Consider the following 24389-nt stretch of genomic DNA (forward strand, 5'->3'; position numbering starts at 1 on the left):
CCGGTTACGGCACAGCCGCAAAGCCGGCACCTGATGGGTCCTGCGACCCGGAACCATGCCCATCCGACCCTTGGCGGGATCTTTCCTCACACCCCTGCCGCAAACGGCAGCCGATACCCGATCGCCTCGGCTATGTGCGGCGCGCGCACATCCCCGGAATGGTCGAGATCCGCGATGGTGCGGGCCGTCCGCAACACGCGGTGATAGCCGCGGGCGCTCAGGCCCAGCCGCTCGGCTGCACGATGCAGCAGGCTGCGCCCCTCGCCGTCGGGCGCGGCGATCTCCTCCAGCACCGGGCCCGAGGCATCCGCGTTCACCCGCATTCCGGGATGCCGGGCAAAGCGATGCGCCTGCCGCTCGCGCGCCGCTTCGATCCGCGCCGCGACCGTGGCCGAGGTCTCGCCTCCGGGCTGCCCTTCAAGATCGCTGACGGCCACCGCGGGCACCTCGATCCGCAGATCGAAGCGGTCCATCAGCGGCCCCGAGAGTTTGCCCATGTAATCCGCCCCGCATTGCGGCGCCCGCGCGCAGGCCCGCGCCGCATCCGCCAGATGCCCGCAGCGGCAGGGGTTCGCCGCCGCGATCAGCAGGAAGCGACAGGGATAGCGCACATGGGCATTGGCCCGCGCCACCACGACCTCGCCCGTTTCCAGCGGCTGGCGCAGGGTTTCCAGCACCTGCCGGGGAAATTCGGGCAGTTCGTCCATGAACAGCACGCCGTTATGGGCAAGGCTGATCTCTCCGGGCTTTGCCCCCCGCCCGCCGCCGACGATGGCGGCCATCGAGGCGGTGTGATGCGGATCACGGAACGGCGCCTCGCGCGAAATCCCGCCTTCGGTCAGCATCCCCGCCAGCGACTGGATCATCGAGGTTTCCAGCGCCTCGACCGGCGTCAGTTCCGGCATCAATCCCGGCAGCCGGGCAGCGAGCATCGACTTGCCCGACCCCGGCGGGCCGACCATCAGCAGATGGTGCCTTCCGGCAGCGGCGATCTCCAGCGCCCGCTTGGCGCGTTCCTGTCCCTTGACGTCGGCCATGTCGGCCAGCCGGGGCGTGCGCACCACCCGCCCCGGCTCGGAGGGCGCCACCGGCGCGCGGCCGGTCAGGTGATCGACGACCTGCCGCAGCCCCTTGGGCGCGATCACCGGCACCGCGCCGACCCATGCCGCCTCGGGTCCGCAGGCGGGCGGGCAGATCAGCACCCGCTGCTCTTCGGCGGCAGCCATCGCGGCCGGCAAGGCGCCCGCGACCGAAACCAGCCGCCCGTCCAGCGCAAGTTCCCCCAGAGAGACAACGCCCTCAAGCTCATCCGCCGGCAGCACCTCCAGCACCGCCAGCACCGCAAGCGCGATGGGCAGGTCGAAATGCGAGCCTTCCTTGGGCAGGTCGGCAGGCGACAGGTTCACCGTCACCCGCTTGTTCGGCATCGCCACCGACATGGCGCCGAAGGCTGCGCGGATACGTTCCCGCGCCTCGCTGACCGCCTTGTCGGGCAGGCCCACGATGGTGAAGGAGGGCAGGCCGGGCGAGACCGCCGCCTGCACCTCGACCAGTCGCGCCTCGATCCCGTCGAAAGCGACGGTATAGGCGATCGCGACCATTTTCCCTCCGTCCGGTTCGGAACCGGCTTAGGGACAAAGCCTTTCAAAATCGTTAAAGGCCGGCGTTGATCGGCAAGAATCCCCTGAAAATCATCGAGGCTCGTCAGCGTCGGCCCGGTCACGATCTGCCCGCTGGGCCGGAAAGCAGAGATGCCGCCGCGGCAATTCCGATGTCGCGTGGGGACGGACACGGATGTGGCGGGTGATGACCCGCCCTTCGCACGAAGCTCACGTTGGCCTCCATGGGTTCTGCCATCCACGCGCTGACCTTGTGCCCACCACGATAACGCGGCCGGGCGGGCAGAAAGGCGTCAAGGCGCGGTGTCGGGCCGGTGGCGGCAACCATCCGCTTGAACAGTGCGGAGCAATGGCGCCGCGACCTTTGTTACCTTTCAGATCAGGCGGCGTCATCGCCGGAGCGCCGGGATCCCCCGATGCTGGCGGCTGTCGTCGCGCTGATCCCGGTCAGCCGGCCCGGACGCAGTGCCTATCACGGCGCGGCTGGGTCTGCACCACCCCGCATCCTCGTCCGGCGAGTCGTCAGGCTTGCCGCGCAGAGGCGCGGCGGCGCTCGATCGCCTCCCAGATCAGGGCGGCGGCGTTGATGCCATCGAAACGCTCAAGCTCCTGGATGCCGGTGGGCGAGGTCACGTTGATCTCGGTCAGCCAGCCGTCGATCACGTCGATGCCGACGAAGATCAGCCCCTTCTCGCGCAGGACCGGGCCGATGGCGGCGCAGATCTCGCGTTCGCGCTGTGTCAGGCCCACCTTCTCGGGGCGGCCGCCGACATGCATGTTGGACCGCGCCTCGCCCTCGGCCGGGATGCGGTTGATCGCGCCGACCGGTTCCCCGTCCACGAGGATCACGCGCTTGTCGCCCTTGACCACGGCGGGCAGGTATTTCTGCACGATCACCGGCTCGCGGCTGAGGCCGCCGAAAAGTTCGAGCAGCGCTGACAGGTTCGCGTCGGCCTGCGGCAGGTGGAAGACCCCCGCCCCGCCGTTGCCGTAAAGCGGCTTGATGATGATCTCGTCATGGCGCTGGCGGAAGGCGCGGATCGCCTCAACGTCGCGGGCGATCATGGTGGGGGGCGTCAGGTCGGGGAAATCCAGCACGAACAGCTTTTCCGGCGAGTTCCTGACCCAGAAGGGATCGTTCACCACCAGCACGTCAGGGTGGATGCGGTCCAGCAGATGCGTGGTGGTGACATAGCCCATGTCGAAGGGCGGGTCCTGGCGCAGCCAGACGACGTCGAACTCGGTCAGGTCGGCCGTGCGCCATTCGCCGAAGGTGACGTGGTTGCCCTGTTCCCGCCGCAGGGTCACGTCGCGGCCGCGCGCGGACAGCCGCCCTTCGTCGAAGATCAGCGCGTCGGGCGTGTACTGGAACAGGCTGTGGCCCCGCGCTTCGGCTTCCAGCCCGATCCGGAACGTCGAGTCGGCCGAAATCGAGACATTCTCGATCGGGTCCATCTGCAGGGCGACCTTGAGGGGCATCGTCGGCTCCGGGGCTGGGGTTGAACTCGCCCGGTTCTGGCGCGGGCGTCCGGGCGATGCAAGCACAGGGTCAGTTCAGGCCGAAGGCGTTCTCGACGATCTCGACCCGGCCGGAGGCATCCACCAGGGCCGCGTCGAAGCGCATCTCGGTCAGCGATCCGCCGGGCAAGCGGTCGGAATACAGCAGCGCAGCCCGGCAGATCCGGTCCATCTGCCGGCGCGAGATGCGCTGGGCGGCGATGTCATGGGTTCCGGATTTCTTGACCTCGACGAAGACAATGGTTTCCCCATCCCGCAGGATCAGGTCAACCTCTCCCGCGGGGCTGCGCCAGCAGTGTTCCAGGATCGCGCAGCCGCGCTCGGCGTAGCGCGCGGCCACCAGCCGCTCGGCCGCATGTCCGCTTGCATGGGCAGCAATCCCCCGCGCGACACGGCCCTGAGAGGAACGACGCGGCCTTGCAGTATCAATCCATGGCATCAGTGTCGTCATTGTCCCGTTCCTCCTGCATGGCCAAGGCCATGCGATACACATCCTTGCGCGGGCGACCGGCCGCCGCCGCCACCTCGGCGGCAGCGTCCCGCATGGTCATCCGTCCCAGCCGGTCAGCAAGCGCGGCACGAACCGCCTCGTCATCCGCCGCCACCTCGCCGCCCGGCGCCATGACCACCACGACCTCGCCTCGCAGCCCCTCCTCGGGGATCATCTCCATCACGGAACGGGCCGGGCCGCGCAGCACTTCCTCGAACTTCTTGGTCAGTTCCCTGCAGACGGCGATATCACGGTCACCGTCGATCTCGCACAGATCTCTCAACATATCCTTAACGCGCCGGGGGCTTTCGAAGATCACCACCGTCGCGTCCAGCCTTGCCTGCCGTTCCAGCCAGCGCCGCCGCGCGCCCTTCTGCGACGGCGCGAAGCCCGCGAAGAGGAAGCGGTCCGTCGGCAGCCCCGCCACCGTCAGCGCCGCCAGCAAGGCCGAGGCGCCGGGGACCGCATGGACCCGCCCGCCTGCCCCGGCCACGTCGCGCGACAGCCGGAACCCCGGATCGGCCACCAGCGGCGTGCCCGCGTCCGAGCAATAGGCCACCGACTGCCCCCCGGCGATCGCCGCAAGGATCGCGGGGCGGGCGCGGTCGGCATTGTGGTCGTGATAGGCAAGGATGCGCCGCCCGCGCAGCGGAACCCCGTGAATCGACATCAGGTGGCGCAGGGTGCGGGTGTCCTCGGCCGCCAGCAGGTCGGCGGCGTTCAGCACATCGAGCGCCCGCAGGGTGATGTCCCGCGCAGCCCCGATGGGCGTCGCGACAAGGTAAAGCCCCGGATCAAGCCGGGCGGCGAGGACCGAGGCCGCAAGTGCGCGCGCAGGCTCGGCCCCGGGGGGGGCCGCCTCGTGGCGGCCGGATCGTTCGTCTTCGCGCATCAACGGCCTTTCGTCGGTCGGGGCGTCAGGTTGCCACGCCGCGCCGTCTGTGGCTACCCTTCCGCCCGAACCGGCACCCCAGAACGAGGGAATCACGATGGTCTCAATCCCCCTTCGGCTCGACCCGGCGTCCTGGCGCCGCCCCTTGATGCGCCTGGCGGCGCTGGTCTCGGCACTGGCGCTGGCGGCCTGCGAACCCCCCCAGCAGCAGGCGAGCGGCCCGCAGACGGGGCCGGTCATCGACCCGTCGCAGCCGGTGCAGGTCGCGCTGCTGGTGCCGGGCGGCTCGGGCGATCCGAACTACGACTACATGGCGCGGTCGATGGCGAATGCGGCGCGGATGGCGGTGGCCGACGCGCAGGGCGCCCGCATTGACCTGCGGGTGTATGAAAGCGGCGATGACGCGGCCCGCGCGGTGCAGGAAGCGAACCGCGCGGTCGGCGAAGGCGCCAAGGTCATCGTCGGCCCGCTGCACGCGGAATCGGCCAATGCAGTCGGCAATGCGGTGCGCGGGCGGGTGAACGTCCTGTCATTCTCGAACAACGCCGACATCGCCGGCGGCAACCTGTTCGTGCTGGGCAACACCTTCGCCAACACCGCAAACCGGCTGGTGTCCTATGGCGTGGACCGGGGCCTCAGCCGCTTCCTCATCGTCCACGAGACGGATGTCGCAGGCCAGATCGGCGGCAATGCCATCGAGGGCGCCATCGCCCGCAACCGCGCGACCACCGTCGGCAAGACCGGCCACGGGCCGACGCGGGCCGAGATGGACCGCATCGCCCCTACCATCGCCCGGGCGGCGGCCGCCAACCAGGCGCAGGCGATCTTTCTGACCGGCAACAACGTGGCCGTCCTGCCCGAGATCACCGGCGCGCTGGCGGATGTGGGCCTCAGCGGGCAGTCGATCCAGTTGATGGGCCTGACCCGCTGGGACGTGCCCGGCGACCGCGCCCGCCTGCCGCAGTTGCAGAACGGCTGGTTCGCGGTCCCCGACCTGCCTCGCATCGCCGAGTTCAACGCCCGCTACCGCGCCGCCTTCGGCGAGCAGCCGCATGAATTCGCGACGCTGGCCTATGACGGGGTTTCGGCCATCGCGGCGCAGGTCCGCGCCGGGCGGCGCGATGCCGTGACCACCGCCGGGCTGACCCGCGGCAGCGGATTCGCCGGCATCCAGGGCGCCTTCCGCCTGCTGCCCGACGGCGGCAACCAGCGCCAGCTTGCGGTCGCCACCCTGCGGAACGGGCAGCTTGTCATCATCGACCCGCCCAGCCGCAGCTTCCGCGGCGCCGGTTTCTGATCTTGATCCGATCCGCAGAGGACGGCGCCGCCGTTCAGCCGATCCAGAGCGCCCCGGCCCTGCCCGGGGCGCATCCGTTGTTCGACAGCGAATCCGCGATCATCGGGCTGGACGCCGCGCTGCAGGGGTTGACCGACCCGCGCGAGATCCGTGCCCGCACCGTGGCGCTGCTGTCCACCGCCCGCGCCGAGGCGATGGCCGACATCGTCGCGGGCCTTGCCAGCCACCCCCGCAAGGGGCGAGAGACGGTCCGCGCCATCGCGCAGCTGACCGATGCCACCGTCCGCGCCATCCACCATGTCGCCACCGTGCGCCTGCATCCGAACCTCGCGCCGACCGAGGGCGAGCGGCTGGCGGTGCTGGCCGTCGGCGGCTATGGGCGTGGCGAGATGGCGCCCCATTCCGACGTGGACCTGCTGTTCCTGCTGCCCTGGAAACCCACCGGCTGGATCGAAAGCGTCATCGAATCGATGCTCTACATGCTGTGGGATCTCAAGCTGAAGGTCGGGCAGGCCACGCGGTCCATCGACGAATGCATCCGGCTGGCCGAGGCCGACATGACCATCCGCACCAGCCTGCTGGAACACCGGCTGGTCTGCGGCGACGCCCTGCTGGGGCAGACCCTGCGCGAACGCCTGTGGCCGGAACTCTTCGAGCGCACGGTGCCCCAGTTCATCGAGGCCAAGCTGGAGGAGCGGAAGGAGCGCCACCGCCGGCAGGGCGGCCGACGCTATGTGCTGGAACCCAACGTCAAGGAAGGCAAGGGCGGGCTGCGCGACCTGCAGACGCTTTACTGGATCGCCAAATACATCCACCAAGTGGACCGCGCGATCGAGCTGGTGGACGCCGGCCATTTCACCCGCGCCGAGCACACGACCTTCTGGGCGGCCGAGGATTTCCTGTGGGCCGTCCGCTGCCACATGCATCTGGTCGCCGGCCGCGCAGTCGAAAAGCTCAGCTTCGACATGCAGGTCGAAGTGGCGGGCCGCATGGGCTACCGCGACGCGGGCGGGCGGCGGGGGGTCGAGATCTTCATGCAGGATTATTTCCGTCAGGCCACCCGCGTGGGCGAGTTGACCCGCGTCTTCCTGACCGGGCTGGAACAGCGCCACCTGTATCGCGCAACCCTTCTGGAACGGTTCCGCAAGCCAAGGGTCGCCGCAGGCTTCAGGGTGGAAACCGGGCGCCTTGCCATCGCCGATCCTGACAGCTTCTTCGCCGATCCCCTGAACATCCTGCGCGTCTTCGAGGAAGCCCTGCGCAGCGGCATCCTGATCCACCCCGAGGCGATGCGGCTGGTGGCGCAGAACCTTTACCGCATCGACGAGCCCATGCGCGCCGACCCCGAGGCCGCGCGCATCTTCCTCGACCTGCTGCTGAAGCACGGCAACCCGGAACGCGCCCTGCGCCGGATGAACGAACTGGGCGTGCTGGGCGCCTATATTCCCGAATTCGAGCGCATCGTCGCGATGATGCAGTTCAACGTCTATCACCACTACACGGTGGACGAGCACCTGATCCAATGCGTGGCGGCGCTGGCGCAGATCGAGCGGGGCGAACTGGTCGAGGACCTGCCCATCGTCAGCGCCGTCATGGCCGAGGGCAAGCTGGACCGGACGGTGATCTACCTCGCCACCCTGCTGCACGACATCGGCAAGGGACGCCCCGAGGATCACTCGATCATCGGGGCGCAGATCGCCCGGCGGGTGTGCCAGCGCCTGGGGCTGGACCCCGCGCGGATCGAACTGGTCGAATGGCTGATCCGCAACCACCTGCTCATGTCGGACGTGGCGCAGAAGCGCGACATCTCGGACCCGCGCACGCTGCGCGATTTCGCCAAAGCGGTGCGCTCGCGCCAGAGGCTGGACCTGCTGGCGGTGCTGACCGTCTGCGACATCCGGGGCGTGGGGCCGACCACCTGGAACAACTGGAAGGCCGAGCTTCTGCGCAAGCTGCACCGGCTGACGGCGGACGTGCTGGAAAACGGGCTTGAGGATGTCAACCGCGAGCAGCGCGTGGACGAGGCGCGCCGCAGCCTGCGCCACCTGCTGACCGCCCAAGGCTGGGCGCCCGCCGACATCCGCGCCGAGGTCAGGCGGCATTACGACAGCTACTGGCAGGGGCTGCCCACGGACACGCAGCAGGTCTTCGCCCGGCTGCTGAAAGGCATCTCGGCCGACGAGATCCGCATGGACCTGGACCCCGACCTGCGGCGGGACGCGACGCGGGCGGCCTTTGTCATGGCGGACCATCCAGGGCTGTTCTCGCGTCTGGCAGGGGCGCTGGCGCTGGTCGGCGCCAACGTGGTGGACGCGCGGACCTATACCACGCGCGACGGCTATGCGACCGCCGTGTTCTGGGTGCAGGATGCCGAAGGGCGGCCCTATGCGTCCGACCGCCTGCCCCAGCTCAAGCGCATGATCTTCCGCACGCTGGCCGGAGAGGTCGTGCCCCGCGACGCCCTGACCGAGCGCGACAAGCCGAAAAAGCGCGACCGCGCCTTCCGCTTCCCGACCCATGTCACCTTCGACAACGAGGGGTCCGAGATCCACACGATCATCCAGGTGGACACCCGCGACCGGCCCGGGCTGCTTTACGACCTGACGCGGACGCTGGCCGCGAACCACATCCAGATCGTCAGCGCCGTGATCGCCACCTACGGCGCGCAGGTGGTGGACAGCTTCTACGTCAAGGACGCCTTCGGGCTGAAGCTGACCCAGCCCGCGAAACGAGAGGCCCTTGAACGCAGGTTGCATCAGGCGATACGCGAAGGCGCGGAACGAGCGGAGGCCTGAATTCATGCGTGGCGGACTGGTGCGGGGGTTCATCTCCGTGGGCCTCTGGACCTTCATGTCCCGGCTGACGGGTTTTGTGCGCGACATCCTGATGGCCGCCTGGCTGGGCACCGGCGCCCAGGCTGAGGCCTTTCTGGTGGCCCTGTCGCTGCCCAACATGTTCCGCCGCTTCTTCGCGGAAGGGGCCTTCAACACCGCCTTCGTGCCGATGTTTTCCAAGAAGCTGGAATCGGGCGAGGACCCCCGGCGCTTCGCCGCCGACGCCTTTGCCGGGCTGGGCTTCGTGGTCGCGGTGTTCTCGGCGCTCGCGATGATCCTGATGCCGGGGCTGGTCTGGCTGATGGCGGCGGGCTTCGCGGGCGATGAACGCTTCGGCCTTGCGGTGGAATACGGGCGGATCACATTTCCCTATATCCTGCTGATCTCGCTGGCCTCGATGATCTCGGGCGTGCTGAACGCCCATGGCCGTTTCGGGGTCGCGGCCGCCGCACCCGTGCTGCTGAACCTGCTGTTCATCCTGGCCATGCTGCTGGGGCGCTGGCAGGGATGGGATCTGGGGCTGACGCTTTCCTGGGCGACGCCGCTCACCGGGGTGGCGCAACTGGCGCTGGTCTGGTGGGACGCTTCGCGCACCGGCTGGCGCTTTGTGCCCGGCAGGCCGAGGCTGACCCCCGACATGCGCCGGCTTCTGTCGATCGCGCTGCCGGCGATCTTCGCGGGCGGCGTCGTGCAGGTGAACCTGCTGGTGGGGCGGCAGGTCGGGTCCTTCTTCGAGGGCGCGATCGGCTGGCTCAGCTATTCCGACCGGCTGTATCAACTGCCGCTGGGCGTGGTCGGGGCGGCGGTGGCGGTGGTGCTGCTGCCGGAACTGTCCCGCCGCCTGCGGGCGGGCGACGAGACGGGCGGCCAGTCGGCCCTGTCGCGGGCGACCGAGTTCGGGATGTTCCTGACCCTGCCCGCCGCCTTCGCCATCGCCGTGATCGCGGTGCCCATGGTGGCAACGCTGTTCGAGCGCGGCGCCTTCGACGCCCATGACACGGCAATGACCGCGCGGGCGCTGGTCGTCTATGCCTTGGGCCTGCCCGCCTTCGTCCTGCAGAAGATCCTGCAGCCCCTATATTTCGCGCGCGAGGATACGCGGACACCCTTCCGCTATGCGGTTCATTCGATGATCGTGAACGCGGTTGTCGCGGTGGGGCTGATGCCGCTGATCGGCTTCGTGGCGGCCGCGCTGGGCACGACCGTGGCCGCCTGGGTCATGGTCGGACAGCTCTGGTGGGGCACGCGCGGCATGGGCCTTTCGGCGCGGCTGGACCAGCGGCTGCGCGCCCGGCTGCCGCGGATCATCCTGTCCTCGGCGTTGATGGCGGCAGGGCTGTGGGTGGTGCGAGGGTGGCTGGCGCAGGACGGCGAGGGCGACATACCCGACCTCGCCATCCTCGTTTTCGGGGGTGCTGCGGGTTATTTCGCGCTGAGCTTCCTGACCGGCGCAATCAGCCCGGCCGAGTTGCGCGCCAATGTCCGGCGGCGGCGCTGAGGATCAGTGTCGGGCCGGGGTTCTGCCCCATCGTCGTATAAGACGATCCCAAGATAGCCGGACGAAGAAGAACCAGCGCGAACAATCTCCGCAAGTTCTTCTTCGTCGAAATATCCCACGGGGGCGCGGGGGTGTGAAACCCCCGCTGGCGACGGTGCAGCCGCAGCAGCGCGACATGATCTACCGCTGGCGGATGCGCCGACGCACTCGCCCCACGCCGCCAGGGATCAGCACAAAGGACAGCCCGAAGCCGATCACGAAGCCCGAGACCTCGGCGATCCAGTTCTTGCCCGCGCCGCCAAAGGCGATGCCGAACACAAGCTGGAACAGCAACAGCACCCCGATCAGGGTGAAGGCGCGAAGCTGGTTGGCGTTCTCCTGACCCAGCCGGGTCCACAAAAGGAAGGTGAAGGCGCCGAGCAGTCCGTAGACCGGCGCATAGCCCCCCACCAGGGGGTCGAAGCGGAACAGCGGCAGCATCCCCGCGGCAACCGAATAGACCGCCGCGCCGCCGATGGCCGAGGCGAAGAACAGCGCCAGCACCGCCCAAGGCCGGAACGACCGCGCCACCATGTTGCCCAGCGCCAGCAGGAACACCACGACGAAGATCGCGTGGGTCAGAGAGTAATGGACGAAGGGATAGGTGAGCAGCCGGTAAAGCTCGGCCCCCGCGACCGAGGAGCGGCCGAAGGCGCGGACCAGGAACTCGGGGGCGAAGGCGGTCTGCTCGACCATGATCTGGCGCGCGGCCTGGCCGGCGTTGACGCCGCCCGCAAGGAAGCCCAGGCGGCCAAGCCCGAAATACGCCTCGGCGGCGGCGATGGGGGCCACCAGCATCCACAGCACGGCGGGCAGGCTGTTCACCGGGCTTTCGTTCATTCCGACGCGCATCGCGGTCCTTTCCGGCGCGGTTGCGCCTGTCAGGGGCAAGGGGTATCCCGACGCCGACGGATTTTCCAGCAGGCAGCAGCATGGCACGCGTTCACACTCCGCGCATCTTCTCGGGCATCCAGCCGTCGGGCGGTCTGACGCTGGGCAACTACCTCGGCGCCCTGCGCCGCTTTGCCGAAAAGCAGGGGCAGGTCGAGACGATCTACTGCCTCGTGGACCTGCACGCGATCACCGTCTGGCAGGAGCCCGAGCGGCTGCGCCAGCAGACGCGCGAGGCGGCGGCGGCCTTCCTTGCCGCGGGGATCGACCCGGCGCAGTCGGTGCTGTTCGTGCAAAGCCATGTCCCCGCCCATGCCGAGCTTGGCTGGATGCTGTCCTGCGTGGCCCGCTTGGGCTGGATGAACCGCATGACCCAGTTCAAGGACAAGGCGGGCAAGAACGCCGAGGCCGTCAGCCTTGGCCTTTATGCCTATCCCGCGCTGATGGCGGCGGACATCCTTGCCTATCACGCGACCCATGTGCCGGTGGGCGAGGACCAGAAGCAGCACGTGGAACTGACCCGCGACATCGCGGCCAAGTTCAACCACGACTACGGCACTGATTTCTTTCCCGCACCCGAGCCGGTGATCGAGGGCGCTGCGACCCGCGTCATGTCCCTGCGCGACGGGACGAAGAAGATGTCCAAGTCCGACCCCTCGGACGCCAGCCGCATCAACCTGACCGACGACGCCGACGCCATCGCCCAGAAGATCCGCAAGGCCCGCACCGATGCCGAGCCGCTGCCCGGCGCGATGGAGGGGCTGAAGGACCGGCCCGAGGCGCGGAACCTCGTCAACATCCACGCCGCCCTGTCGGACGAGACGCCCGACGCGGTGCTGGCACGCTTCGAGGGCCAAGGCTTCGGCGCCTTTAAGCCGGCGCTGGCCGACCTTGCGGTGTCGGTGCTGGCGCCGATCACCCGGCGGATGAACCAGTTGATGGGCGATCCTTCCGAGATCGACCGCATCCTGCTGGAAGGGGCCGAAAGGGCAAATGCCATCGCCTCGCCCATCGTGGCGGAAGCGCGCGAGATCATGGGAATGATCCGCGGGGCGCGCTGAGGCCGGGGCTGCCGCCCCCGCTGCGTTCCGCAGCTCCCCCGCGGATATTTGAGCGAAGAAGAACGGGCAGCCAAGCGCCCTGCAGCGTCAGGCGGGCGACCCGCCATCCTGCGTCGAAGGCGCGGGCGGGTTGGCCATGATCTCGAAGACGCGCTCGGGTGGACGGCAGAGGCGGGTGCCGAGCGATGTCCGCACGAAGGGACGTTCCAGCAGGATCGGATGCGCCACGATCGAATCGAGAAGCTGGTCGTCGGTCAGTTCGGGATCGCCCAGGCCGAGGTCGTGATAGGGGGTGTTGCGCTGCCGCAGCCCCTGCCGGACCGTCAGCCCGGCGTTGGCTGTCCATTGCCGGATCGTCTCGCGGTCGGGCGGGGTCTTGAGATATTCGATCACCTCGGGATCGTCGCCGCTTTCGCGCAGCGCGGCCAGCACCTTGCGCGAGGTCGAACAGTTCGGGTTGTGCCAGATCACCGTCATGTCTTCAGCCTGCCCTGACTGTCAGAACAGCGCAAGCTGGTCGCCGGGGCGCGGCGGCGGGGCGAAGCGGCTGGCGTCCAGCGGCGGGCTTTCGCCGTCATAGCCCAGGCGCCTGCGGGCAAGGCGGAAACGCTGGTGCATCAGGTCGGCCTCGGGTCCTTGGCCGCGCATCCGGTGGCCGAAGCGGGGATCGTTGTCGCGCCCGCCGCGCATGGCCCGGATGCGGGACATGACATGGGCGGCGCGCCCCGGATGGTGGCGGTCCAGCCAGTCGCGGAACAGGGGCGCGACCTCGTGCGGCAGGCGGATCGGGATCATGCTGGCGGTGGCCGCACCCGCAGCCCGCGCGGCGGCAAGGAGCGATTCGATCTCGTGATCCGTCAGGGCGGGGATCATCGGCGCCAGCATCACCCGCACCCGCACGCCCGCCTCCGCCAGCGCCCGGATCATCTTCAGGCGCGTTGCGGGGGCAGGCGCGCGCGGCTCCATCAAACGGGCAAGCGCGGGGTCGAGTGTGGTCAGCGAGACGCCCACGAAGACCTGCCCCCGCGCCGCCATCGCCCCGATCAGGTCAAGGTCGCGCAGGATGGTACGCCCGCGCGTTACGATGCTGAGCGGGTGGTTCCAGTCGTGCAGCACCTGCAGGCAGCCGCGCATGATCCCCAGGCCCGCCTCCGCCGGCTGATAGGGGTCGGTGTTGGTACCGAAGGCGATGGGGGCCACGGCATAGCCGGGCCGGGCGATCTCGGCTTCCAGCAGCCTCGGCGCGTCCGGCTTGGCGATGATGCGGGTTTCGAAATCGAGGCCCGGCGACAGACCCAGCCAGGCGTGACTGGGCCGGGCGAAGCAGTAGATGCAGCCATGCTCGCAGCCCCGGTACGGGTTCACCGAACGGTCGAAGGGCACGTCTGGCGAATCGTTGCGGGTGATGATCCGGCGCGGCACCTCGGTCGTGACCTCGGTCCGCAGCAGGTTTTCGTCAGAGGTCGTGTTCCAGCCGTCATCCTCGTGCACAAGCCGGTACGGCTCGAACCGGGCGGCGGGGCGATGCGCGGCGCCACGGGCCTTGAGGATCTCGTCCGGGTTGCGGGGCGGCAGCATGGGCGAAGATTGGAACACAACAGGAACATTGGCAAGCCCGCGCATGGGAACAATTCGCGCCATTCGCGGCTTTCCATTTCAGGCAGCGCGCCACATATTCAGGCCGTGAAGGAGAAAGCGATGCCCCTGCCCCATTTCCTGATGCTGGTCCTGGCCGTGATCGTGGCGGCGGGCGTCACGCTGGTCGTGGCCGTGTCGCTGGGGATTCCTCTGCCGGTGCTGGCGCTTGGCACGGTGATCGCGGCGGCGGTCGCGCATCTGTCGGCGCGCATCGGCAACGGGCCGCGCCATACGCCGGACGCCTGAGCTTCAGCTTTCCAGCTCGGCGTCCCAGTAAAGATAGTCCATCCAACTGACATGCAGGTGGTTCGGCGGAAAGCGCCGGCCCATGGCGTGCATTTCCTCGGAGGTAGGGCGGCGGGGCGCACGGGCCAGCCGCAGGCCCGAGGCGCGCAGGCTCTTGTTCGCCTTTCGCAGGTTGCAGGGCGAACAGGCGGCGACGACGTTTTCCCAGCTTGTCACGCCGCCGCGCGACCGGGGCACCACGTGGTCGAAGGTCAGGTCGCCTCTGGACCCGCAATATTGGCAACAGAAACTGTCCCGCATGAAAAGATTGAAGCGCGTGAATGCCACGCGCTTCCTGGGTCTGACATAATCCCTCAGCACCACGACCGAGGGGATGCGTATCGCTTCCCTCTGGCTTCGCACGACCTCCTCGTATTCGGCGAGGATGGTGACGCGGTCCAGGAACACCGCCTTGATGGTTTCCTGCCAGGGCCACAGCGACAGGGGATAGTAGCTGAGGGGCCGGTAGTCCGCGTTCAGGACCAGCGCCGGGTTGCGCCGCAATGACGCAGGGTCGCGCACGAACTGGGTGCGGAAGTCAGTCTCGACATGTGGGTCGTCAAGCATCCGGGTGTCCCCGCCATCACGCCTCAGGACTCGCCGCCGACTATATTGGGCGGCGCGACCATGACAAGGCTCTACATGTGGCGGGGTATCGGGGATGCGCGTAAATGCGGCATGACGGCAAGGCGACGGTTCAGCGACGCCGCGGATTTCACTTCGCGCCCAGTACCTTGCGGATAAAGCTCAGCGCCGCGCCAAGGCCATCGGGCGAGATGCCATGGCCGGTGCCAGGCATCACATGGGTGGCAATGTCGAAGCCGGCCCCCGCCAGCGCCCGTTCCGCCAGCCCCATGTCGGCAAAGGGCACCATCGGATCCTGGTCGCCGTGCAGCAGCAGGACCGGGGGGCGAACCCTTGCCTCGCCCACCAGTTCCGGCGCCAGAAGCCGGCCCGAGAAGCCGACGATCCCCGCCACGGCCTTGTCCCGGCGCGGCAGGACATGCAGCGCCATCATCGTCCCCTGCGAGAAGCCGACGACCACCATGCGGTCGGCCTGCAGCCCCTCACGCGCCAGCACGTTGTCAAGGAAGGCGTTCACATCGTCTATGGACTTCTCCATCGAGGCGCGGGCCTGCGCCTCGGTCGAGCCGTCCAGCCAAGGAATCGGAAACCACTGGAAGCCGAAGGGATTGTTGACGCAGGGCTCGGAGGCGTTCGGGGCATAGAAGACGGTGTCGGGCAGGTAGCGGCCCAATGGCTCGGCCAGACCCAGCAGGTCGGCGCCATCCGCGCCGTAGCCGTGCAGGAAGACGATGACGGAACCGGCTTTCTCAGGCCCCCGGCGATCCGATTGCAACTCGCGCGTCATGTCACCCCCTCGCGTCCCTTGGCGTGGTGGTAATAGGCCCAGAGCCCGCGCGCGGCAACCGCGCGCCACGGTGCCCAGGGCCGCGCGAGTTCGGCCAGCGCCTTGCCACGCGGGCGTTCCGGCAGCCCATACATGATCCGCGCCGATTCCTGCAACGCAAGGTCGTCGGGGGCAAAGGCATCGGCGCGGCCGAGGGCGAAGATCAGATACATCTCGGCCGTCCAGCGGCCGATGCCGGGCAGCGCGGTCAGGGTGGCGCTGACCTCCTCGTCGGGCATCTGCCGCAGGGCGGCGAAGTCGATATCGGCCCCGGTCAGCGCCCGCAGGTAGCGGACCTTCTGGCCCGACAGCCCGCAGGCGCGCAGGGCCGCGTCCTCGGCCGCCGCGATGGCATCCGGCCGATCCAGCCCCGCCGCAGCCAGCCGGGCCGAGATGGAGGCAGCCGCCGCGACCGAGATCTGCTGCGAGACGATGGCCGACATGAGCGCGCCGAAGCCGTCCTCGCGCCGGCGCAGCGGCAGGGGACCAAGCTCGGGCAGGACACGCGCCCAGACGGGGCAGACCGCCGCCAGATGCGCCGCGCCCTCGGCGATGTCGCCCTCGGCCTCGATCAGGCGCAGGCTCACTTGCGGCCCTGCTCGATGGTGCTGGCCCAGGCGCGGGCGGATTCCATCAGCCGCGTCTCGAAGGCGGTCGAGATGTGGTTGCGCAGCGCGTTTTCCGCCGCGTCCCCGTCGCCCGAGGCGATGGCCTCGACGATCTCGCGATGCTCGGTCAGCGACCGCTGGCCCCGCCCTTCGGCGGCCAGCGAGGTCCGCGCCATCAGCGCCATGGTCCGGTGCACGATGTCGAGTTGCTGCACGAGATAGCGGTTGTGGGATGCGAGGTGGATCTGGTGGTGGAAGCGCCGGTTCGCGCGGCTGAGCGCCTGCGGGTCGTCCACGATGCGCAGGTCGTCGTCCACCATCTGGCCCAGCACCCGCACCTCCTCGCGCGTGGCATGGCGGGCGGCAAGGCGGGCCGCCAGCGCCTCAAGCTCGGTGCGGACGGTGTAAAGCTCGGCCAGCTGGTTGTGGTCCAGCGTCGCCACGATCAGGCTGCGGCCGTCGCGGGTCAGCATCGACTGGGTTTCCAGTCGCTGCAGCGCCTCGCGCACGGGGGTGCGGCTGACGCCGAAGCGTTCGGCCAGTTCCGATTCGACCAGCCGGTCGCCGGGACGGTAGGTGCCGTCGTCGATCGCCGACAGGATCAGGCTGTATGCGTCTTTCATCGGGGCAGAGTTGGACGGGCCTCCCCGCGATTGCAAGGCCGCGCCGCCCGCGCTACCCGTCGCTCATGGATATGCCCCCACGCCCCCTGCGCGACATCGACACGGTGGCCCTGCAAGCGGAGTTTGCGGACGTCGACGCCTGGATCTTCGATCTGGACAACACGCTCTATTCCGCCGACCTGCGGCTGTTCTCGCAGATCGAGGCGCGGATGACGGGTTATGTCCAGCGCCTGCTGGGCGTTGACGCGCCCGAGGCCGACCGGCTGCGCGCCCATTACTGGCGCGAACACGGCACCACGCTGGCGGGCCTCATGGCCCATCACGGCATCGACCCCGAAACCTATCTGGCCGAGGTCCATGACATCGACTTCACCACCCTGACGCCCGAGCCTGCCTTGGCGGAGGCGATCCGGGCGCTGCCGGGGCTGAAGATCATCCATACCAACGCCGATTCCGCCTATGCGGGGCAGGTGCTGGCGCGGCGCGAACTGGCGGTCTTCGACGCGATCCACGGCATCGGAGAGGTCGGCTACCACCCCAAACCCGACCCGCGATCCTTTGCCGCAGTCCTTGAGGCGCACCGCCTCGACCCCGCCCGCTGCGCCATGTTCGAGGACGACCCGCGCAACCTGGAAGTGCCGTTTTCCTTGGGAATGCGGACGGTTCTGGTCGGCGCGGGCCGCCATGGCCCCGACGAGCTGGCCGAGGACCACAGCCACGGCAGCCATATCCTGTGGCACACCCGCGACATCGCGTCCTTCGTCGCCGCGCTTGCCGCGGCCCTTGCGGACGTGGCAGACTCGGGGCCGACCCTGACAACAGCCGAGGCCCGATCATGAGCCGCACCGACACCTCTGCCGACGACGGCATCGCCAGCGCACTCAGCGGCGATGCCGAACTGCAGACCCGGAAGGAACGCATCCTCGCCGCCCGCATCCTTGTCATCCTCGCCATGGTGGTGGTGCTGGTGATCGTGGTGGTGGCGCTGTTCGGCCTGCCCGCGCTGACCATGGTCGCGCTGCTGGCGACGGTGGTCGTCATGGGCCTGCTGATCGCCTACGCGGCCGGGTTCTAGGTCCCTGATGCCGGATCGCGTGGATGTGCTGGTCTCCGGTGGCGGCGTCGCCGGGCTGACGGCGGCGGCGGGTTTCGGCGCCCGCGGCTTCAGCGTCCTCTGCGTGGACCCTGCGCCTCCGGTGACAGAGGAGGGCGGCGCGGGCGCCGACCTGCGGACCACGGCCTTCCTTCAGCCCTCGGTCGATCTGCTGGCCCGGATCGGGCTGTGGGACCGGCTTGCGCCCCATGCAACGCCCCTGCAGGTCATGCGGATCGTCGATGCGGGCGGGGCCGGGCCGGTGGCGCGGCTGACGCGTGCCTTCGACGCCTCGGAAATCTCGGACAAGCCCTTCGGCTACAACCTGCCCAACTGGCTGCTGCGGCGCGAAATATCGGCCCGTCTGGCGGAACTGCCGAATGTCGAGTTCCGCCCCGGCACCGGCACCGCCGGCCTGACCGTCCGCGACGACGCAGCACTTGTGGACCTGTCGGACGGCGGCCGCATCCGTGCCCAGCTGGTCGTGGCGGCGGACGGGCGCAACTCGCCCGTGCGCGAGGCTCTGGGGATCGGCACCCGCACCATCCGCTATGGTCAGAAGGCGCTGGCCTTCGCCGTCACCCACGAGATCCCGCACGGGAACGTCTCGACCGAGATCCACCGCTGGGGCGGCCCCTTCACGCTGGTCCCCCTGCCGGACCGTGAGGGCAAGCCGTCCTCGGCGGTCGTCTGGCTGGAACGCGGGGCCGAGATCGCCCGCCTGCGCGCGCTGCCCCGCGAGGCTTTCGAGGTCGAACTGAACGCCCGTTCCGCCGGCATCCTCGGGCACCTGACCCAAGCCACAGGCCTGACCGAATGGCCGATCATCAGCCAGATCGCCGACCGCTACACTGGTCCCCGCACGGCGCTCATCGCCGAGGCCGCCCATGTCGTCCCGCCCATCGGCGCGCAAGGGCTGAACATGAGCCTCGCGGACCTCTCGGCGCTGCTGGACCTGATGGGCACCGATCCCGGCGATGCAACGGCGCTGGAACGTTACGCCCGCGCCCGCCGCCCCGAGGCGCTGGTCCGCCTGATGGGCATCGACGCGCTGAACCGCGCCAGCATGTTGACGCCGCGCCCCCTGCGCGACCTGCGGGCGATGGCGCTGGGGGGGCTTTACGCGCTCGCCCCCGTGCGGCGGACAATGATGCGCGCCGGGCTGGGGATGCGCTGAGCGGCTGATCCCGCCCGGCGGAAAGCCCCGGTTTTCCCGAGATTGCGCGGGCCGGCGTTCTGGACACCCAAAGATGCGCGGTGTAGGCCCTTGCGCGAAACATCGGGAACCACGAGGGCAGAAAAGATGCGCGTGTATTATGATCGCGATTGCGACGTCAATCTGATCAAGGACAAGAAGATCGCGATCCTCGGCTATGGCAGCCAGGGCCACGCGCATGCGCTGAACCTGCGCGATTCCGGCGCGAAGAACCTCGTCGTCGCGCTGCGCGAGGGCTCGCCGTCGGCGGCCAAGGCCGAAGGCGAGGGCCTGAAGGTCATGGGCATCGCCGAGGCCGCCGCCTGGGCCGACCTCATCATGTTCACCATGCCCGACGAACTGCAGGCCGAGACCTACAGGAAGTATGTCCACGACAACCTGCGCGACGGCGCGGCGATCGCCTTTGCCCACGGCCTGAACGTCCATTTCGGCCTGATCGAGCCGAAAAAGGGCGTCGATGTCATCATGATGGCGCCGAAAGGCCCCGGCCACACCGTGCGCGGCGAATATGTCAAGGGCGGCGGCGTGCCCTGCCTTGTCGCGGTCCACAACGACGCTTCCGGCAAGGCGCTGGACCTCGGGCTGTCCTACTGCTCGGCCATCGGTGGCGGCCGTTCCGGCATCATCGAGACCGACTTCCGCGAGGAATGCGAGACCGACCTGTTCGGCGAGCAGGCGGTCCTGTGCGGCGGTCTGGTGGAACTGATCCGCATGGGCTTCGAAACGCTGGTCGAGGCGGGCTACGAGCCCGAGATGGCCTATTTCGAATGCCTGCACGAGGTGAAGCTGATCGTGGACCTGATCTACGAAGGCGGCATCGCCAACATGAACTACTCGATCTCGAACACCGCCGAATATGGCGAGTATGTCTCGGGTCCGCGCATCCTGCCTTATGACGAGACGAAGGCCCGGATGAAGGAAGTCCTGCGCGACATCCAGACCGGCAAGTTCGTCCGCGACTTCATGCAGGAGAACGCCGTCGGCCAGCCGTCCTTCAAGGCGACCCGCCGCATCAACGACGAGCACCAGATCGAGCAGGTCGGCGCGAAGCTGCGCGAGATGATGCCCTGGATCTCCAAGGGCAAGATGGTGGACCGCGCGCGGAACTGATCGCGCTTGCGGCGCGGTTGCGCCGGGGGCTTCGCGCCCCCGGCCACTGCCGTGGCCTTCCTCGCTGAAAACAGTCCCCCGGACTGTTTTCCGGGCGCTCGGAAGCCCGCGGGATATTTCGACGAAGAAGAACGAGGGGCGCCCTGCTGCAGCGCCCCTTTCCCGTTACAGGTCGTTGTGGCTGTTCAGCAGATCGGCGGCGCGGACGGTGCGGCCGTCCGGCATCCGGCACAGATCGGCGCGCCGCCCGCCTGCGGTCGCGGGGATGACCGTTCCTCCGGTGCCCGCGCAATAAAGCGCCGCCGGGTCCACCAGCGTCGCGGCGGGCTGCCCACCACCTGCCTGCCGAGCGGGCGGAGGGCTGCCGCAGGCGGCCAGCAGCAGAAGGCTCGTCGGCAGGGCAATGGCCAAAGCGGGGGACAGGCATCGGATCATGCGCGGCGCTCCTGTTGCGGAATGGGCAAGGTTCCGCCTACCCTGCCAAGCGCGCGTCGCCGGGGCAACCATGCAGCGCTATTCCTCGGTCACGTCGATCACGCCCTCGACCGCCCGCAGGGCCTGCCGCATCTTCGGCGTCACGGGAACATCCGGCGCAACCTCGACGTCATAGACGGTGTTGCCCTCGCGCACCCGCATCAGCAGGGGACCGCGGCCCTTGGCCGAGACCGCGATCTCAGCCGAAACCGTCCGCAGCCGGTCCAGCACCGCAACGGCCGTGCGCGCATCCGCGACCTCGACCGCCAGCAGGCCCGAGCCTGCGTCGGCCACGGCGTTTTCCAGCGCCTCGACGGAACGCGCGAGCATCTTGACCTGATCGCCCGAGGGTTCCGCGTTGACCGTCAGCAGGACGTTCATGCCGGGTTCCAGAAGCGGACGGTGGGCGTCCAGCACGTCGGAAAACACCGTGGCCTCGTAAAGCCCGGTGGGGTCGGACAGGGTAACAAAGGCATAGCGCGTGCCCTTGGCCGATTTCTTTTCCGCCCGCGCCGCGACCGTGCCCGCGATCTGCGCGACCATGGGCCCGTCTGCGCAGGCAGCCTGCACCTCGGCCAGCGTCATCGCGCCCTTGCGCTTCAGCGCGGGCACATAGTCGTCCAGCGGATGGCCCGAGAGGTAGAAGCCGATGGCTACGCGCTCCTCGGCCAGCTTCTCGGCGGGCATCCAGACGGATGCGAGGGCGGGACGCGGCGGCGGCAGGTCCTCGCCGCCCCCGAACAGCGAGGACTGACTGGACTGCGCGGCCTCCTGCACGGCGGTGGACCATGCCACCAGCGCGTCGAGCGATTTCAGCACCCGCGCGCGGTTCGGGTCGAGTTCATCAAAGGCCCCTGCCCGTGCCAGCATCTCCAAGGCCCGCTTGCCGATCTGGCGCATGGGCACCCGGCGGGCGAAGTCGGTGAGGTCGCGGAAAGGCTGGTCGCCACGCGCGGCCACCAGCGTCCTCATCGCCTCGACGCCCACGTTCTTCAGCGCGCCCAGCGCATAGGAAATGCGGCCATTGTCCACGCTGAAGCGGGGCTGGCTGCGGTTGACGCAAGGCGGGATCACCTCGATCCCCATGCGGTCCACCTCGCGCCGGTAGATCGCCAGCTTGTCGGTCAGGTGGATGTCGCAGTTCATCACCGCGGCCATGAATTCGACCGGGTGATTCGCCTTCAGCCATGCCGTCTGGTAGCTGACCACCGCATAGGCCGCCGCGTGGGACTTGTTGAAGCCGTAGTTGGCGAATTTTTCCAGCAGGTCGAAGACCTCGCCTGCCTTCTTGTCGTCCACGCCATTGGCCTTGCAGCCCTCGACGAACTTGGGGCGTTCCTTCGCCATTTCCTCGGCGATCTTCTTGCCCATCGCCCGGCGCAGCAGGTCGGCGCCGCCCAGCGAATAGCCCGCCATGACCTGCGCGATCTCCATCACCTGTTCCTGGTAGACGATGATGCCCTGCGTTTCGGCAAGGATATGGTCGATGGTCGGGTGGATGGATTCCAGCGGCCGGACCTTGTTCTTCACGTCGCAATAGACCGGGATGTTCTCCATCGGCCCCGGACGATACAGCGCGACCAGCGCCACGATGTCCTCGATGCAGGTCGGACGCATCCGCCGCAGCGCGTCCATCATCCCCGAGCTTTCGACCTGGAACACCGCGACCGTGCGGGCACTGGCGAACAGGCGATAGGTTGCCTCGTCGTCCAACGGGATCAGGTTTATCTCGTCCACTGCCCCTGCAGGCGGGTCGTAAAGCTGGCGGCCGTCGGCGGCGATATGCAGGTGTCGCCCGCCCGCGCGGATCAGGTCCACGGCGTTCTGGATCACCGTCAGGGTCTTGAGGCCGAGGAAGTCGAACTTCACCAGCCCGGCCTGTTCCACCCATTTCATGTTGTATTGCGTGGCCGGCATGTCCGAGGCCGGGTCGCGGTAAAGCGGCACCAGTTGGTCCAGCGGCCGATCCCCGATCACCACGCCCGCCGCGTGGGTGGATGCGTTGCGGTAAAGCCCCTCGACCTGAGCCGCATAATCGAGCATCCGGGCCACGTTTTCCTCGGCGTCGCGGGCTTCGCGCAGGCGGGGTTCGTCGGCCAGTGCCTTGGTAATCGAGACGGGCTTCACGCCTTCGACCGGGATCATCTTCGACAACCGGTCGCGCTGCGGGAAGCCCATGCCCAGCACCCGGCCCACGTCATGGACGGCGGCCTTGGACAGCAGCGCGCCGAAGGTGATGATCTGGCCCACCTTCTCGCGCCCGTATTTCTGGCAGACGTAGTCGATGACCTCCTCGCGCCGGTCCATGCAGAAGTCGATGTCGAAGTCGGGCATCGAGACGCGTTCCGGGTTCAGGAATCGCTCGAACAGCAGCGAATAGCGCAGCGGGTCGAGGTCGGTGATCGTCAGCGCATAGGCCACGAGGCTGCCAGCACCCGAGCCCCGGCCCGGCCCTACCGGGATGCCGTTCTGCTTGGCCCATTTGATGAAGTCGGCCACGATCAGGAAGTAGCCGGGAAAACCCATCTGCTCGATGATCCCCAACTCGAAGTCGAGCCGGGCATTGTAGTCCTCGACGCTGACCGCATGGGGGATGACGGCGAGGCGCGCGGCAAGCCCCTCGCGGGCCTGGCGACGCAGTTCCTCGACCTCGTCATCGGCGAAGCGGGGCAGGATCGGCTTGTGCTTGCTGACGGCAAAGGCGCAGCGCTGGGCGATCTCGACCGTGTTGGCGGTGGCTTCCGGCAGGTCGGCGAAGAGGACCAGCATGTCCTTCGCCGACTTGAAGTCGTGGTTCGCCGTCAGGCGGCGGCGCGGCGTGGACTGGTCCACCATCGCGCGCTCGCGGATGCAGATCAGCGCGTCATGGGCGCCGAACATTTCGGGTTTCGGGAAATAGACGTCGCTCGTCGCCACCAGCGGCAGGTTCAGCGCATAGGCGAGGTCGATCATCCCGCCCTCGCTGGCGATCTCGGCGGGCATCAACTGGCCATTGTCCTGCATATGGCGCTGCAGTTCCACATACAGCCGGTCGCCGAAGATCCCCGCCAAGTCGCGCAGGTGCGATTCGGCATCCGCCATCTTGCCCGCCGCCAGCATCAGCCCCAGAGGCCCGCAGGCACCGCCGGTCAGGCAGATCAGCCCGTCGGCGTGCTTGCCGAGTTCCGCCATCGTCACATGAGGAAACTCGCGCGGCGGCGTCACGTAAAGGCAGGTGGAGAGCGCCATCAGGTTCATCCAGCCTTGGCTGTTCTGCACCAGCAGCACCACGGGGCCGCACATCGGGCCTGCGTCCAGCGTCATCTGGCAGCCGACGATAGGCTGCACGCCCTCGTCCATGGCACGCACGGAAAACTCCAGCGCCGCGAACAGCGCGTTGGTGTCGGTCAGCGCGACGGCGGGCATCCCCTGCTTGGCCGCAAGGCCCGGCAGCTTCTTGACGGGGATCGCGCCTTCCAGAAGCGAGTGTTCCGAATGGCAGCGCAGGTGGATGAATCGGGGCTGGTCTTGGGGCATGCCGACGAACTAACGAAGTCGGCGCCACGCCGAAAGGCCCAAGAACTTTATAGCCTCAACTACAATCTCGACAACGATAGTCTTGAAGAGTTCAGTAAGCATATCGCGGATCATGGCTCGCCTCAGAAGCTGAAGTTTGAGCCGCATCCTGCGGGTCGGTTGTTAACTACTGATATCCTAAGTGTGCGTTGGTGACTAGACACCTTGTGCAGTACTCCCGCACAGAGATTGCCGTCGGGTTCGCGAAGACAGTCTCAAGCCGGGCCGCTATAATCC

Annotated in this window: 22 protein-coding genes; 9 read left to right on the top strand and 13 right to left on the bottom strand. The window is 68.4% G+C overall.

Translation table 11 applies throughout. The features are described 5' to 3' along the window. Nucleotides 1-86: 86 nt before the first annotated feature. The 4 genes from H5395_RS02125 to rsmI form a co-directional block, all read right to left on the bottom strand. A complete protein-coding gene (locus tag H5395_RS02125; RefSeq protein ID WP_182790891.1) occupies nt 87-1601 on the bottom strand; it encodes a YifB family Mg chelatase-like AAA ATPase in 1515 nt (504 codons plus the stop codon). 540 nt (nt 1602-2141) lie between these two features. Further along, entirely contained in the window at nt 2142-3098 is a 957-nt protein-coding gene (gene gshB, locus H5395_RS02130; RefSeq protein ID WP_182790892.1) for a glutathione synthase, read from the bottom strand. Between the two features lie 70 nt (nt 3099-3168). Continuing rightward, the gene (locus H5395_RS02135) at nt 3169-3576 is read right to left on the bottom strand and encodes a YraN family protein (protein WP_182790893.1); all 408 of its coding nucleotides are present in this window, start codon (nt 3574-3576) and stop codon (nt 3169-3171) included. Then, the gene (gene rsmI / locus H5395_RS02140) at nt 3563-4519 is read right to left on the bottom strand and encodes a 16S rRNA (cytidine(1402)-2'-O)-methyltransferase (RefSeq protein WP_182790894.1); all 957 of its coding nucleotides are present in this window, start codon (nt 4517-4519) and stop codon (nt 3563-3565) included. The genes H5395_RS02135 and rsmI overlap by 14 nt, the downstream gene beginning before the upstream one ends. Nucleotides 4520-4616: 97 nt before the next feature. Here rsmI and H5395_RS02145 point away from each other — a divergent pair, with 97 nt between their 5' ends. From H5395_RS02145 to murJ, 3 genes are read left to right on the top strand one after another with little or no spacing between them, the layout of a single operon-like run. Then, nucleotides 4617-5816, top strand: a complete 1200-nt coding sequence (locus H5395_RS02145; RefSeq protein ID WP_182790895.1) for a penicillin-binding protein activator — start codon at nt 4617-4619, stop codon at nt 5814-5816. Between the two features lie 2 nt (nt 5817-5818). Further along, nucleotides 5819-8611, top strand: a complete 2793-nt coding sequence (locus H5395_RS02150) for a [protein-PII] uridylyltransferase (protein WP_182790896.1) — start codon at nt 5819-5821, stop codon at nt 8609-8611. A gap of 4 nt (nt 8612-8615) precedes the next feature. Continuing rightward, nucleotides 8616-10148 carry a murein biosynthesis integral membrane protein MurJ gene (gene murJ / locus H5395_RS02155; protein WP_182790897.1) on the top strand — a complete coding sequence of 511 codons (1533 nt, stop codon included), beginning with the start codon at nt 8616-8618 and terminating at the stop codon, nt 10146-10148. Nucleotides 10149-10328: 180 nt separating this feature from the next. Here murJ and H5395_RS02160 read toward each other — a convergent pair whose 3' ends face one another. Further along, the gene (locus H5395_RS02160) at nt 10329-11039 is read right to left on the bottom strand and encodes a rhomboid family intramembrane serine protease (RefSeq protein WP_182790898.1); all 711 of its coding nucleotides are present in this window, start codon (nt 11037-11039) and stop codon (nt 10329-10331) included. 80 nt (nt 11040-11119) lie between these two features. Between H5395_RS02160 and trpS the strand changes: the two genes are divergently transcribed. After that, nucleotides 11120-12139, top strand: a complete 1020-nt coding sequence (gene trpS / locus H5395_RS02165) for a tryptophan--tRNA ligase (RefSeq protein ID WP_182790899.1) — start codon at nt 11120-11122, stop codon at nt 12137-12139. A gap of 87 nt (nt 12140-12226) precedes the next feature. Here trpS and arsC read toward each other — a convergent pair whose 3' ends face one another. Both arsC and H5395_RS02175 read right to left on the bottom strand, forming a co-directional pair. Next, complete coding sequence (gene arsC, locus H5395_RS02170) at nt 12227-12616, bottom strand: arsenate reductase (glutaredoxin) (RefSeq protein ID WP_182790900.1); 390 nt, start codon at nt 12614-12616, stop codon at nt 12227-12229. Between the two features lie 21 nt (nt 12617-12637). Beyond that, entirely contained in the window at nt 12638-13717 is a 1080-nt protein-coding gene (locus H5395_RS02175) for a PA0069 family radical SAM protein (RefSeq protein ID WP_182791098.1), read from the bottom strand. A 120-nt stretch (nt 13718-13837) separates the two neighbouring features. Here H5395_RS02175 and H5395_RS02180 point away from each other — a divergent pair, with 120 nt between their 5' ends. Next, complete coding sequence (locus H5395_RS02180) at nt 13838-14023, top strand: hypothetical protein (protein ID WP_182790901.1); 186 nt, start codon at nt 13838-13840, stop codon at nt 14021-14023. Between the two features lie 3 nt (nt 14024-14026). Here H5395_RS02180 and H5395_RS02185 read toward each other — a convergent pair whose 3' ends face one another. The 4 genes from H5395_RS02185 to H5395_RS02200 form a co-directional block, all read right to left on the bottom strand. Next, nucleotides 14027-14629 carry an HNH endonuclease gene (locus tag H5395_RS02185; RefSeq protein WP_182790902.1) on the bottom strand — a complete coding sequence of 201 codons (603 nt, stop codon included), beginning with the start codon at nt 14627-14629 and terminating at the stop codon, nt 14027-14029. Nucleotides 14630-14777: 148 nt separating this feature from the next. Then, a complete protein-coding gene (locus H5395_RS02190) occupies nt 14778-15434 on the bottom strand; it encodes an alpha/beta hydrolase (RefSeq protein WP_182790903.1) in 657 nt (218 codons plus the stop codon). Beyond that, nucleotides 15431-16054 (bottom strand): DNA-3-methyladenine glycosylase, encoded by a 624-nt coding sequence (locus tag H5395_RS02195; protein WP_220494775.1) that lies wholly within the window; start codon nt 16052-16054, stop codon nt 15431-15433. The genes H5395_RS02190 and H5395_RS02195 overlap by 4 nt, the downstream gene beginning before the upstream one ends. A 2-nt stretch (nt 16055-16056) precedes the next feature. Then, entirely contained in the window at nt 16057-16704 is a 648-nt protein-coding gene (locus tag H5395_RS02200; RefSeq protein WP_182790905.1) for a GntR family transcriptional regulator, read from the bottom strand. Nucleotides 16705-16775: 71 nt separating this feature from the next. On the opposite strand from H5395_RS02200, the gene H5395_RS02205 reads away from it, so the two are divergent. The 4 genes from H5395_RS02205 to ilvC all read left to right on the top strand — a co-directional run bounded on the left by H5395_RS02205 (nt 16776) and on the right by ilvC (nt 20123). Beyond that, nucleotides 16776-17543, top strand: a complete 768-nt coding sequence (locus H5395_RS02205; protein WP_182790906.1) for a pyrimidine 5'-nucleotidase — start codon at nt 16776-16778, stop codon at nt 17541-17543. Beyond that, a complete protein-coding gene (locus H5395_RS02210; RefSeq protein ID WP_182790907.1) occupies nt 17540-17779 on the top strand; it encodes a hypothetical protein in 240 nt (79 codons plus the stop codon). Before H5395_RS02205 ends, H5395_RS02210 begins: the two co-directional genes overlap by 4 nt. A gap of 7 nt (nt 17780-17786) precedes the next feature. Beyond that, a complete protein-coding gene (locus tag H5395_RS02215; RefSeq protein WP_182790908.1) occupies nt 17787-18974 on the top strand; it encodes a UbiH/UbiF family hydroxylase in 1188 nt (395 codons plus the stop codon). A 126-nt stretch (nt 18975-19100) separates the two neighbouring features. Beyond that, nucleotides 19101-20123: a ketol-acid reductoisomerase gene (gene ilvC, locus H5395_RS02220; protein WP_182790909.1), complete on the top strand. Its 1023-nt coding sequence runs from the start codon at nt 19101-19103 to the stop codon at nt 20121-20123. A gap of 165 nt (nt 20124-20288) precedes the next feature. On the opposite strand, the gene H5395_RS02225 is transcribed toward ilvC, so the two are convergent. Together H5395_RS02225 and dnaE are read right to left on the bottom strand one after the other, a co-directional pair. Then, nucleotides 20289-20558, bottom strand: coding sequence for a DUF333 domain-containing protein (locus tag H5395_RS02225; RefSeq protein WP_182790910.1), 270 nt, complete (start codon nt 20556-20558; stop codon nt 20289-20291). Nucleotides 20559-20636: 78 nt separating this feature from the next. After that, nucleotides 20637-24113, bottom strand: a complete 3477-nt coding sequence (gene dnaE, locus H5395_RS02230; protein WP_182790911.1) for a DNA polymerase III subunit alpha — start codon at nt 24111-24113, stop codon at nt 20637-20639. Nucleotides 24114-24389 lie beyond the last annotated feature (276 nt).

Source organism: Paracoccus sp. MC1854, from assembly GCF_014164635.1.
Taxonomy (GTDB): domain Bacteria; phylum Pseudomonadota; class Alphaproteobacteria; order Rhodobacterales; family Rhodobacteraceae; genus Paracoccus.